Annotated in this window: 3 protein-coding genes; 2 read left to right on the plus strand and 1 reads right to left on the minus strand. The window is 40.2% G+C overall.

The window, feature by feature from the left end:
* Positions 1 to 479: 479 nt before the first annotated feature.
* Entirely contained in the window at positions 480 to 10,832 is a 10,353-nt protein-coding gene (locus HT722_RS03135) for a DUF1542 domain-containing protein (protein WP_173277516.1), read from the plus strand.
* Between the two features lie 219 nt (positions 10,833 to 11,051).
* Here HT722_RS03135 and HT722_RS03140 read toward each other — a convergent pair whose 3' ends face one another.
* Positions 11,052 to 13,148 carry a GH92 family glycosyl hydrolase gene (locus HT722_RS03140; protein WP_173277518.1) on the minus strand — a complete coding sequence of 699 codons (2,097 nt, stop codon included), beginning with the start codon at positions 13,146 to 13,148 and terminating at the stop codon, positions 11,052 to 11,054.
* Between the two features lie 170 nt (positions 13,149 to 13,318).
* Between HT722_RS03140 and HT722_RS03145 the strand changes: the two genes are divergently transcribed.
* Positions 13,319 to 14,599, plus strand: coding sequence for a glycoside hydrolase family 125 protein (locus HT722_RS03145; protein ID WP_173277521.1), 1,281 nt, complete (start codon positions 13,319 to 13,321; stop codon positions 14,597 to 14,599).
* Positions 14,600 to 14,701 lie beyond the last annotated feature (102 nt).

The raw sequence follows: 14,701 nt of genomic DNA on the forward strand, positions 1-14,701 counted from the left end.
CTAGAAAGCTATCAGAGAATCTGGGCATTTAACTGACAGGTTCTTTTTTTGGAAGAAAAAAAGCTAAAAACCTAAAAATTTTTGTATATTTATTTTACGAATGTTTTGTTTAAAAATAATAGAATAGTTCCTTTTAGGTATCAAAGTTATCTTCTTTTCAAAATAAAAAGATTTTATCCAAATTCATTTCCGAATTTCGGTTTTTAACACAATATAACAACATGCAGAAAACCAAAATATTTTCCTGATTTTAAAGTTAAAAAATTCATAATTTTGGTTATAAAAACGAACAAATTGTGAAAATTGTCTGAAAATGTTTTTTTTTTTTTAGTAAATTTGATGAGCATTTAGTTTACATATATATCACTTATCATGTACAATGAAGAAGTAAAGTATCATATGCAAAACCTCGTCCATGGCGAGGAATCTTTGCATGTAGATATGGAGATAAAAAAATATTTTTAAGGAGAACACAATAAGTGGAGAAGAAATCGCCTATGAGTCGTGTTGAACGCTTGCACCGTGAAAAGGTCACACGTTACTCAATCCGTAAATATAGTTTTGGAGCAGCCAGCGTAGCAGTTGCTGCCCTGTTCATGTTCTTGGGAAATGGAGCTGTATCAGCTAATGAGCTAAGTAAACAAGATACACCAGATGTAGAAGCTCTAGCGCCAGCCCTTGATGCCCCATCAACTCCAGCAGAAAGCGTTCCAGCAGCACAACCAGTTGTAGAAGAACCAACAAAACCAGCTGCAGCAGAAGTAACAACTCCAGCTTTGGACAAAAAGCAACTTGAAAACTACATTTCAGAAGTTAAATCAAAACTTTCTGCAGGTACGTATGCTAATAAAACAGAGGAAAGCCTTGCTCTTTTGAATGGTGAATTGGCTTCTGCTGAGTCTACACTCGCTTCTGCAACTACTCAAGATGAATTGAACGTAGCTTACAGAAACCTTGTCACTACAGTAAGCTCAAAATTAAAAAACAAACCAAAAGATTCAAAAGACGCTCCGAAAGTAGACACTACTAACGGACAAACAACTGTAGGTAAAAAAGCAGAAAACACTGAGAAAAACTCAGAATCTAACGCAATCGAAAACTCTGGATCTCATGATTCACGTAATGGGAAAGAGATTGATAAAGAGAATGCTTTCCGTACAGAAGCGACAGCTACAACTCATGCACCTACAACGGTAACTTCAGGGAATTTAAGTTATACTATAGAATTTTCTAATGATAAGACAAAAGAAGTCTATGCTTATAACGAAGAAGATACAGACATTGAGATTTCTGTAAATTCAACAACTGGGAAAAAACTAAAAGAAGTGACAGTTAAAGGTGGAAGTGGTCAATATTTAGATAAAAGAGATATACATTCGCCAATTAAGCCAGAAGAAACAGATGCTTTTGGTTGGTCGTATAGTTCAATTACAAGTCCAACAATAGGACCAGTAACAGTACGTGTAACAGGGAAACCGAATGATGAGTTTAAAAAACTGAGAACTTACACAAAACAAGAAAATCAAAATGCAGTATTAGGAGAAAGATATTTGCATATTGTTGATGAAGATGGAGATAAGATATCAGGTGGAACAAAATCATTTCACGATGGTTACTTCAAAATGGTTGTTAAATCTCAAACGTACAAATACAGCATCCAGCAACCAGAAAACAATGCGAATAAAATTGGTGTTTCAGATATTAACAACCTAACAGAAACTGATATTCAAAAAATTAAAGATCAAATCAAGATTGGATATTCTACAACTAGCCAAGATGCTAGACTAGAATCTAAAAAAGGTCAAGATTTAGATAATCAAGCTTCTGTAGTGAAAAGTATTGAAGTAAATGGACAAACTATCACTGTAACCTATAACGATGATTCAACAGACACAGCTTCAATTTCTGATGTGGCACGTACCAATAACGCACCAACAGTCGAAATTCCATTCTCTGATGCTGCAACAAAGCAGGTTTATGTTTATGGAGGAGAAGAAAATTCATTTGATATTAAATTCAAAGATGACTCAGGTAAGATCAAGAGTGCTGCAGTAGTTCAAGGCGAGAATAATGCATTTAATAAAGTAGAAGGTGAAGAAAATAAAGTAGATGTTGAGTGGGGATACACTGCGAACTTTATCGATGCTGAAACAACAGCAACAGAAGATTCACCGGCAATTATTAGTTATTCAGGAATGCCTGGAGGTAAGCTAACAAATAAACAATTAGAAACAGCCAGAACTAAAGGTTTAGTGTTAGGTAAGCGATATGCAACAGCGGCTGACTTAGATAATGCAATAATTAAAAATACTGCTCGAGGTAATTCGTTCCAAACAGACCCAGGAGCATTTGAAGTTGTATTGAAACCTCAAACTCAAAAATACGACATTCAAACACCAGCAGAAGCTGATAAAGTAGCAGTGGATGACGCGTCAGATGTGAGTGAAGCAGAATTTAATAAAATCAAAGATAAGATTAAGATTGAATACTCTAAAAATAACATCGATGCTCGTCTAGCTGATAAAAAAGGTCAAGCTGTAGAAAATCAAGCAGACCGTATCACAAGCATTAAAAAAGTTGATAACAATCTAGTTGTAACCTATAAAGATGGTTCAACAGACACTAGACCATTGACTGATTTTGCACGTACGAACAATGCTCCAGAAGTGAAAATCCCTTATTCTGTAGACGGTAAAAAAGATGTTTACGTGTATGCGAACGAAGATTTTGAAATTCCTATTAAATTTACAGATGATTCAGGGAAAATAGCATCTGCGACAATTAAACGTGGTGGGAATCAGGATTCGCCAGCTAAAGATGAATCTAATCCTGATGTTTTAGATAATGAGTACAATACAACAGTTGAAAAAATTTCTACTGAAACGGTAGCAACAGCAGAAAAACCTGCTATTGTAAAAATTAAAGGTAATATTTCAAAAGATAACTCTGGAATTGCCGAGAGCAAATTCCCTAAAGAAGCAAATCAAGAACTTAAAATTGTAACTCGTTATGCAACTGCGACAGATACAGATGGTAAAGAAATCCATAATGTTGCTAAAGGTTCTTCATATGCAACTGACCCAGGTTCATTCACTATCAAACTAAAAGCTCAAACAGCAAAATATGACATTAGAGAACTAGCTGATGCTGATAAGACAGTGGTAACAGATATCGCTCATATTCCAGAAGCTGAATTGGCTAAGCTTAAAGAAAGTCTTCCATTAGAATACTCTAAGAAAAATGAAGATAAGAACTTAGAAGCTAAAAAAGGAAAAGCAGTCGAAGCAGAAAATGCTAAGAAGGTTGTAAAAGACCTTGTTCAAGACGGTGAAAACTTAGTAGTAACATATAAAGATGGTTCTAAAGACACCATTCCTGTCGATAAAGTTGTGAAATTAGATAAACAACCAGCAATCGACGCAGTAACAACTGAAGCTGATAATAAAATTCAAGCTATCGAAGATAATGGTAACTTATCTCCAGCTGAAAAAGAAAAAGCTAAGGCTAAAGTTAATGAAGATAAACAAGCGGCATTAGAAAAAATCGCTGATGCTACAAATGCAACAGATGTAACTGCAGGTAAAGAAGAAGGTACTGGTGCTGTAGCGAAAGTAAATCCAATCGGTAAAGAAAAAGCTAAAGAAGAAATCGCTAAGACTTTGGAAGCTAAGAAGGAGGCTATTGAGAACAATGATAGCTTAACACAAGCCGAGAAGGAAAAAGCTAAAAAAGATGCTGAAGACAAGGCAGCAGCAGCCCTTGCTGAAATCGAAAAACAACCAGCAACAGCAGAAACAGCAGCTGCGGCAACAGCAGCTCAAACTACTGTAAATGAAAAACAAGCTGAAGGAACCAAAGAAGTTGCTAAAATCAACCCAATCGGTAAACAAGCAGCATTAGACAAAATCGATGAAGCCTTAAAAGCTAAAGAAGCAGAAATGGATGCCCGCACTGACCTAACAGAGGAAGAAAAGGCAGAAGCAAAGGCAGAAGCTAAAAAATTTGCTGATGCTAAGAAAGCTGAAATTAAGGCTAAAAATGATAATGCAGAAACGCCTAAAGCAGCTACACAAGAGCAAGGTGAAATCGATACAGCAGGCGACACTGGGAAAACACAGGTAGAGGGTGTTACCAAACCTGCTGCTAAAAAACCAGAAGCTAAAACAGCGGTAGAAACTACAGCCGCTGCTAAAAAGCAAGAGATTGCTCAAGACACAGCCTTGTCTGAAGAAGCTAGAGCAAAACTTCAAGCTGAGGTAGATGCTGTTAAGAAAGCTTCGGAAGAGGCAATCGATGGTGCTAAGAAAAATGCCGATGTTGATAACGCTAAGAAATCAGCAGAAGCAGCGATTAAAGCCATCAACTCTGCTCGTTTACCAGCGAACAAGGTAATTGCTAAAAATCCAACAGCTTTAGACGATGAAGAACAGGAAAAACTTAAAAAAGCGATTGAAGCGGTAAACCCTCCAGGGACTACAGTCGTTGTTAAGGCTGATGGAAGTGCTGAAGTAACCTTACCAGGGAAGCAAGCACCTGAAACATTAAAACAAACAGACCTAACAAAAGATGTAAATGCTTTAGATACTGCAGGTGGTGGTAACAACATCAACCGTCCAACGGATAAAGTGATTGTTGAAAATCCTGAAAGTTTGACAGATGCAGATAAAGAAAACATCAAAAAGGCTGTTCGTGAAGTAAACCCTAATGCTGTTGTGACAATTGATGATAATGGTACCGTAACGGTTTCAACACCAGAAGGAAATACAGCAGGATTTACAGCCAAAGAATTGGTGCGTACTTTAGCTGATGCAGCAAATCCTGATTCAGGTAATGCAGGTGTTCGTAAGCCAGCAGATAAAAAAGTTGGACTAGCGACAGACCCGGCAGCACAAGCTGAAGTAACTGAAAAACTGAAAAAATTAAATGGTGGCGACGAAAAAGTTAAAGCTGTTAAATATGACGCTGAAGGAAATGCAACAGTAGTTCTTAAAGACGGAACAATTGCGACAATTCCAGCAGGTGACTTATTCAAGACAGAAGAAGATGCTAAGAAAGCAAACGGTGGCGATGATATCAATAAACCGAATGCTCAAACAGTTGTAGAAGATATTGCAGCATTAAGCCCAGAAGAACGTACTAAAGTAAAAGACGTGATTAAGGCGAAAGTAGAAGCCGTAAACCCAGGTGCAGTTGTAGTAGTTGACGACCAAGGAAATGCAGTTGTAACAACACCAGCAGGTAAAACAGCAGTTATTGACGCAGATGATTTAATTAAAAAACCTAATGAAACATCAACTGCCAAAGCTGGTAACAACATCAACAACCCAGCTGACAGAGTACGTGTTGATAACAGTAAGCAATTAACAGACCCTGAACTTGCTAGAATTAAAGCAGCAGTTGAAGCAGTGAACCCAGATGCTACAGTAGTAGTGGATGACAACGGAAATGCGACTGTAACAACTAAAGATGGTAAAACTGCGACAATTCCAGTGGCAGATTTAGTCAAATCAGATGCTGATAAAGACAATGTAACTGGTGGAAACCAAGTAAACACTCCAGCTGATAGAGTAGTGGTGGAAAATCCAGCTGCACCATTACCACAAGAAGTTACAGACGCTATTAAAGCTAAAATTCAAGCAGTAAACCCAGGTGCAACAGTTGTTGTAGATGAAAAAGGAAATGCAACAGTAACAACGAAAGACGGAGCTGTGGCAACAATCCCAGCGAGCGATTTAGTAAAAGCTAAAGCTGACTTAGCTGACCCAACGAAACAAGATGCTGTAAACAAACCAGCAGATAAAGTAGTAGTTGATCCAGCACTAGTAGCAGCTGATAAAGATTTACCAACAGAAGCTAAAGATGCTATTAAAGCAGCTGTAGAAGCAGTAAATCCAGATTCTACTGTAGTAGTTGATGACAAAGGAAATGCAACAGTAACAACACCAGCAGGTAAAACTGTCGTTATTCCAAAAGCTGACTTAGTGAAGAAAGAAGCTGATAAAGAAACTGCTAAAGCAGGAAACAACATCAACAAACCAGCAGACAAAGTAGTTGCTGATAAAGATGCCTTAACTCCTGAAAATATCGCAGCAATCAAGGCTAAAGTTCAAGCAGTAAACCCAGGTGCAACAGTAGTAGTAGACGACAAAGGAAACGCAACTGTAGTTACACCAGACGGACAAACAGCAACAATTCCAGTAACTGACTTAGTGAAATCTCCAGAAGAAGCTAAAGATACTAAAGCAGGAAACAACGTCAACAAACCAGCCGATAAAGTAGCAGCAACAAAAGCTGATTTAGCTGATGATGCGAAGAAAGCAGACGTTAAAGCTAAAATCAAAGCGGCTGTAGAAGCAGTGAACCCAGAAGGTTCAAAAGTATTCGTAGACGACCAAGGAAATGCGACTGTAACAACTCCAGATGGTAAAACAGCGACAATCCCTGTTGAAGATCTTATCAAAGATACAACTCAACCAAATGCAGGAAACAAAGTAAACACTCCAGCAACGAAAGTGGTTGTAACAGATCCTGCTAATATCAAGGCTGATGAAGATAAGATTAGAGCAGAAATCCTTAAAGTTAACCCAGGTGCAACAGTTGCATTTGACGACCAAGGAAACGCAACAGTAACAACGAAAGATGGAGCTGTGGCAACAATTCCAGCATCTGATTTAGCAAAAGATGCAGCTGACTTAAGGAAGCCAGACAAGCAAGATGAAGTTAACAAACCAGCAGATAAAACACTTGTTAAGAAAGCAGGTAAATTAACTCCAGCAGAAAAAGAAGCTATCAAGAAAGAAATCGCTAAGGTAAATAGAGATCCGAAGACAACTATCGTAGTTGATGACGAAGGAAATGCAACAGTCACAACACCAGACGGTAAAACTGTAGTAATCGCCAAAGAAGACTTAGTGAAATCTCCACAAGAAGTTGATGGTGCAAACGCAGGAAACAACATCAACAAACCAGCTGATAAAGTAGCGGCAGCGGCGGCAGACTTAACTGGTGATAAGAAAGATGAAGTTAAAGCTAAAATCCAAAAAGCGGTTGAAGCAGTAAACCCAGGTGCTACTGTATTCGTTGACGACAAAGGAAACGCAACAGTCACAACACCAGACGGTAAGACAGCAACAATCCCAGTTGAAGACTTATTGAAAGATCCAGCAGCTAAAGAAACTCCATCAGCAGGAAACAAAGTAAATACTCCAGCTGAAAGAACAGTAGTAGCAAATCCAGCTGAATTAACTGATGCTGAAAAAGCTAAGATTACTGCAGCGATTCAAGCGGTAAACCCTGAAGGGACTAAAGTTGTATTCGACGAAGCAGGAAACGCAACAGTAACAGTACCAAATGAAGACGGTACTAGAGCGACAGCGACAATCCCTGTAAGTGATTTAGTGAAATCAAATGCTAAAGAAGACTTGGAAAATGCAGCGAAACAAGATGCGGTTAAGAAACCTATCGATCAAACAGTAGTTGCTGATAAAGATGCATTAACTGATGAAGACCGTAAAGCTATTAAAGCTAAAGTTGCAGAAGTTAACCCAGGAGCAACTGTAGTAGTTGATGAAAAAGGAAATGCGACAGTAACAACTAAAGATGGTAAGACAGCTGTAATCGCAGCGGATGATTTAGTGAAAACTGATGATGAAGTATTAAGCGATCCAAAAGCAGGTAACGTTATTAACAAACCAGCAGACGGCGTATTTGTTAAAGATGGACAAATCACGGATGATGTTAAAGCTAAAATCGCTGCTAAGGTTCAACGAGTAAATCCAGGTTCAACAGTATTCGTAGATGAAAATGGAAATGCGACAGTAACAACACCAGAAGGTAAAACTGCAACAATTCCAGTGAAAGATTTAACGAAGACTGATGCTGATAAAGCTAAAGTGAATGCAGGAAATAAAATCAATTCACCAGCAGACAGAGTCTTAGTCAAAGACAGAGATAAATTGACAGCGGAAGATATTCAAGAAATTGAGAAAAACATCTTAGAAGTTAACCCAGGAGCAACAGTAGTATTTGACACAAAAGGAAATGCGACTGTTAAGAATGCAAATGGAGACATCGCAACAATTCCTGTAGAAGCTTTAGCGAAACCAAAAGCAGATCTATTAAAACCTGAGAAACAAGATTTAATTAAGAAACCTGTTGATAAAGTGTTAGTAACAGATCCAGCTAATGTGGATAAAGAGGCTATTAAGAAAGCTGTTGAGGAAGTGAACCCAGGTTCAACGGTTGTTGTTGATGACAATGGAAATGCAACGATAACTACAGAAGATGGTAGAAGCTTTGTAATTCCAGCAAAAGATTTAGTGAAAACTCCAGAAGAAGCTAAAAATGCAAAAGCTGGAAACAACATTAACAAACCAGCTGATAAAGTAGTAGTAGCTGATCCAACTAAACCATTATCTCCAGAAGAGAAAAAAGCGATTGAAGCTAAGATTAAAGAAGTAAATCCAGATGCAAAAGCGATCTTCGTAGATGATAAAGGAAATGCAACGGTAACTATAGAAGATAAAGATGGTAATACAGCTACAGCAACAATTCCAGCGGCAGATTTAGTAACAAGTCAAGAAGAAGCTAAACAACCAAATGCAGGAAACAAAGTTAACACACCAGCTGACAAAGTAGTTGTAAGCGATCCAGATCATTTATCAGACGAAGATAAAGCTAAGATTACAGAAGCAATCAAAGTAGTAAATCCAGAAGCTAAGGTGGCATTTGACGATAAAGGAAATGCAACGGTAACAACTAAAGATGGAGAAGTTGCAACAATTCCAGCTACTGATTTAGTGAAAACAGCAGAAGAAGCAGCTAAACCAAATGCAGGAAACAATGTCAATACACCAGCTGATAAAGTAGCGGTTGATTCTACTAAACCATTAACGGAAGATGAGAAAAAAGCAATCGCAGCTAAAGTAGCAGAAGTTAACCCGGGTGCAACTGTAGCAGTAGATGACAAAGGAAACGCAACAGTAACAGTAAATGGTAAGACAGCGGTCATTCCAGCGGCGGCATTAACTAAGACAGCAGATTCAGCTAAAGAACCAAACGCAGGTAACGACGTAGTTAAACCAGCTGACAAGACAGTTGTAGAAGACCCAGAATCATTAACAAAAGACGAGCAAGATGCAATCATAGCTAAAGTAGCAGAAGTAAATCCAGAAGCTAAAACTGTAGTTGTTGATGACCAAGGAAATGCAACTGTAACAACTAAAGATGGTAAGACAGTGGTTATCCCAGCGAAAGATTTGGTGAAAACAGCAGCAGAAGCCGCTAAGCCAAACGCAGGAAACGATGTCAACACACCAGCAGATAAGACAGTCTTGGATCCAAATGACTTAGAAGCATCTAAGAAAGCAATCGAAGACAAAGTTAAAGCTGTAAATCCAGGAGCAACTGTAGTAGTAGACGACCAAGGAAACGCAACAGTAACAACTAAAGATGGTAAAGTAGCAGTCATTCCAGCATCAGACTTAACTAAGACAGCAGATTCAGCTAAAGAGCCAAACGCAGGAAACGACGTAGTTAAACCAGCAGATAAGACTGTAGTAGCAAATCCAGACTCATTAACAAAAGATGAGAAAGAAGCAATTGTTGCTAAAGTTAAAGCAGTAAATCCAGATGCGACTGTAGTAGTAGACGACCAAGGAAATGCAACAGTTACACCTAAAGATGGAAAACCAGTTGTAATCCCAGCATCAGACTTAACTAAATCAGCATCAGACGCAGCTAAACCAAACGCAGGAAACGACATCGTTAAACCAGCCGATAAGACTGTAGTAGCAAATCCAGACTCATTAACAAAAGATGAGAAAGAAGCAATTGTTGCTAAAGTTAAAGCAGTAAATCCAGGTGCTGAAGTTGTAGTGGACGACCAAGGAAACGCAACAGTAACATTACCAGACGGTTCGACAGCAACAATTTCTAAAGAACAACTAGTGAAGAATGCAGAAGAAGCGAAAGCTAAAAACGGTGGTAATAATCTTGATTTCGACTTGAGTAAAGTAACGGTAGCAAACCTTGCTAATATTACTCCAGAAGAAAAAGCGAAATTCCAATTCAAAGTTCTAGGTGCTATCACTAATGTAGAAGAATTTGATCTTGATGCCTTCTTGAAAGAAACAGATGCACAAGGAAATACAGTTTATACTTCAAAAGATTCTAACGTAACAATTACAATCGATAAAGATGGTAATATGAAAGTTACTAAAGATGGTAAGACTGATTTAGTGGTTAACATTGACGAAGAAGGAAATGTAACGATTGTAACCAAAGAAGGTAAAGTATTAGCTATTTCAAGAGATGACGCATTCAAACAACGTCCATATGTACCATCAAATGGTGGAGGTAATAACGGAGCTACTAACACTGTTGCAAAAGTGGATAAAGCTAAGTTAGAAGGTGCTATCCATCAATTAGATGAATTGATCATTAAAGAATCGGCTAAGCTTGATGCGGAAACTGCAAAAGAAGCGAATGACTTATTAGCAGACGCTAAGAAAGTATTTGCTAATGCAGACGCAACTCAAGCAGAAGTGGATGCAATGGTTAAACGTATCGAAGACTTTATGGCGAAAGTTGCTCCATCAACTGACCCTACAAGCCCAGCTAAGGACCAAGCTGCTCAAACATCAGATGTAGCTCCAGCTACTGCTCAAGCAGCAAATACCAACCAAGCAGCAACAAACGCGCGTAAAGCAGCTAAAGAATTGCCAAATACAGGTACAGCAGATTCTACTGTAGCTATGGTAGCAGCTGCCGCAAGTGCATTACTTGGTCTTGGTCTTGCAGGCCGTCGTCGTAAAGAAGACGAAGAAGCTTAATTGGTAGATTGTTTGATAATTATCAGGTAATAAATCCGATTTTCAAAGCTTAAACTCTTCGAAAATCAAATTCAAACCGCGTTAGCTTCGCCTTGCCGTACTCAAGTACAGTCTACGGTTAGCTTCCTAGTTTGCTCTTTGATTTTCATTGAGTATTAAACAAGTACCTCTCATAAGAAAATCTCCTAGCAGGAAAGTCTGCTAGGAGATTTTTGTATTTCAGGAAGTGGACGGCTGACTTGGCAACCAGCTAAGTGTAAAGGTTAGCTGTTCAGCTTTTAAGAGGTCTTGATGTTGAATGCTAGTTATAGAGGTATTATCTAGTCGATATTCTTTGACAAAGTTAAAATGGCTGTGGTTTTGTTTAGTATGGACATCCAACCATTTATCTTCTTTAGCTAGATAAATACGGAGGTGGTCAAAGAGAGGGATTCCGAGATCATAGCTGGGCTTGCCTGGACAGGTTGGATAAAATCCGAGAGCCGACCAGATGTACCAGGCCGAGAGACTGCCATTGTCTTCATCACCAGGATAGGCTTCCCAACTTGGGTGAAAAGCTTTTTGACGTAGAGTCTTGATGAGAAGGGCAGTGTAGTCAGGGTAATCGCTGTAGCGGAAGAGATAAGGAATGTGGAAACTCGGTTGGTTAGAAATGGCGAGTTGTCCAAAAGGAGCAGTAGCCATTTCGCTCATTTCGTGAATTTCGTAACCATAGCCTGTTGTCTCAAAGAGGGGAGCATCTTGACAGGCTTTCAAAAGATAGTTGCTGAAGGTTTCTTTTCCACCCATAAGTTGGATTAAGTCTGGGATGTCTTGGAGGACGCCTAAAGTCGCTTGGATGGCAGAGCATTCAGCGTAGTCTCGTCCCCAACTATAGGGAGAGAAGTCAGGACGGAAGTTTCCTTGATTGTCTCGCGCTCGCATGTAACCTGTCTCAGCATCAAATAGATGGCGGTAATTTTGTGACGCAGTTCTATAAGTTTCCGCGATGTCATTCTGACCAAGTTTTTCGGCACAGCTGGCGATACAAAAGTCGCTATAGGCATAGTCAAGAGTGTGGCTGACGCTTTCGTGGTGGTCGGTAGAGAGGTAGCCTAGTTCTTGGTATTGGGCTAGTCCGTGACGGCCATTGATGCCGAGAGGGTCGGACTTGCTGGCTGTTTCAAGCATGGCTTGGAGGAGTTCTTCTTCTAGGTCAGGAGCCATGTCCTTGCAGGCGCTATCTGCGATAATGCCGTCTAAAAGTGTACCTGGCATCATGCCATGTTCATCTGGAGCCAACCATTTTGGAAGGAAACCAGTATCGCGGTAGCTATTGAGGAAACCTTCTAAAAAGCGGTGATAGTGCTCCGGTATGATAAGGGCAAAGAGGGGGAAGGTGGTACGGAAGGTATCCCAGAAACCATTGTTGCTGAAGAGAACACCAGGCTTGATAGTGCCAGTAGACAGATCCATGTGGATGGCTTGCCCTGATTCATCAATCTCATAAAAAGTCTGTGGGAAGAGGAAGAGTCTGTAAAGGCAGTGATCAAAGAAGGTTCGGTCAGCCTCTCCTGTCTCTATAATATCAAAATTATGGAGGAGATTTTCCCAATCCGCTTGGGCATTTGTTTTACAGTTATCAAAATCTTCTTGAGGTAGATTAAGCAGTGCCTGAGAGTGAGAGATGAAAGAAGTCGCTAGCTGAATTTCAGCATGACTATCTGCCAGGTTGATTCGCCAGTCTCCACCTTCTTGACTGATAGCAAGGATATCCGTATTCATTTGCAGGGCAGTGAACATAGTTAGTGGATTTTTGTTGGTTTCAGTTTTACCTTCTTGTCGCAGGGCAAGAGTTCGCTTATCTACTTGCTCCACGGTCAGTTCATCTGCTGCGTGAAGATAGAGGGAGAGGGCTTTGCCTTGCTTTTGCTTCAAACGAATAGAAGCGCCGTAGCAAGTCGGTGTGAGCTGGGTTTCAATCTGATAGCGCAGGGAGAAAATCTTCAGATAATGGGGTTGGAAAGAGGCCTTATCCATATCGTAGGAAGACTGACGATGGAAGAGGCTGTCTCCACCCAGTTGGCCTGTGACAGGTGTCAGAAGGAGCCAAGAGTAGTCTCCAATCCAAGGACTAGGCTGGTGGGTTAGTCGAATCCCCTGAAAGATAGGCAGATGCGGATCGAAAAACCAAGAGCCCTCCTGGTCACTGGTCTGGGGCACAAAGTAATTCATCCCAAAAGGCACGCCTGTGTATGGCAGGGTATTTCCCCGAGAAAAGGCATGCTTGCTGGCAGTTCCAAAGCGGGTATCGATGCTTTCAAGTAATGGTTTCATAGTCTTTCCTTTAGATGTTTTTCTACATTATATCAGAAAAAGAGGGCCTTTAGATATGGGGTTCAAAAGAAAGCAATTTTGTAGAAAAATGACTATCATTTGTGTATGTATTTTCTGTCTCAAAAGCTATATACTGAAAATGAAACTTGTTTGAAAGAGGATACTGCACGATGATTTATTCAAAAGAAATTGTTAGAGAATGGCTAGATGAAGTGGCAGAGCGGGCTAAGGACCATCCAGAATGGGTGGATGTTTTCGAGCGTTGCTACACCGACACCTTGGACAATACGGTCGAGATTTTAGAAGACGGTTCAACCTTTGTCTTGACTGGGGATATTCCTGCTATGTGGCTTCGAGATTCGACAGCTCAACTCAGACCCTACCTGCATGTGGCTAAAAGAGATCCCCTCCTGCGTCAGACCATTGCAGGTTTGGTCAAACGTCAGATGACCCTGATTCTCAAGGATCCTTATGCCAACTCTTTTAACATTGAGGAAAACTGGAAGGGGCACCACGAGACTGATCACACAGACCTTAATGGCTGGATTTGGGAACGCAAGTATGAGGTGGACTCACTTTGCTATCCTTTGCAGTTGGCTTATCTTCTCTGGAAAGAGACTGGCGAGACTAGCCAGTTTGATGAGACTTTTGTCGCAGCGACTAAGGAAATTCTTCATCTGTGGACGGTAGAACAAGATCATAAGAACTCTCCTTATCGTTTTGTCCGAGATACGGACCGCAAGGAAGATACCTTGGTAAATGATGGCTTTGGCCCTGATTTTGCAGTGACAGGTATGACTTGGTCAGCCTTTCGTCCGAGTGATGATTGCTGTCAGTATAGTTACTTGATTCCGTCCAATATGTTTGCAGTTGTTGTTTTGGGGTATGTCCAAGAAATCTTTGCAGAATTGAATCTAGCTGATAGCCAGAGTGTTATCACAGACGCTAAGCGTCTTCAGGCTGAAATCCAAGAAGGAATTGAAAATTACGCCTACACAAGCAATAGCAAGGGCGAGAAAATCTATGCCTTTGAAGTGGATGGTCTAGGAAATGCTAGTATTATGGATGATCCAAATGTACCAAGTTTGTTGGCTGCACCTTATCTGGGCTACTGCGATATTGACGACGAAGTCTATCAAGCAACTCGTCGTACCATTCTGAGCCCTGAAAATCCATACTTCTACCAAGGAGAATACGCTAGCGGCCTCGGAAGTTCTCATACCTTCTATCGCTATATCTGGCCAATCGCCCTGTCTATCCAAGGCTTGACAACGACAGATAAAGCAGAGAAGAAATTCTTGCTGGATCAGCTGGTTGCTTGCGATGGGGGGACAGGTGTCATGCATGAAAGCTTCCACGTGGATGACCCAACTCTCTACTCTCGTGAATGGTTCTCTTGGGCTAACATGATGTTCTGTGAGTTAGTCTTGGATTACTTGGATATTCGCTAATACTCTTCGAAAATCTCTCAAACCACGTCAGCTTCGCCTTGCCGTAGGTATGGTTACTGATTTCGTCAGTTCTATCTACAACCTCAAAGCAGTGCTTTGAGC

Origin of the sequence: Streptococcus sp. 53 (genome assembly GCF_013276565.1) — a bacterium.
Classification (GTDB): domain Bacteria; phylum Bacillota; class Bacilli; order Lactobacillales; family Streptococcaceae; genus Streptococcus.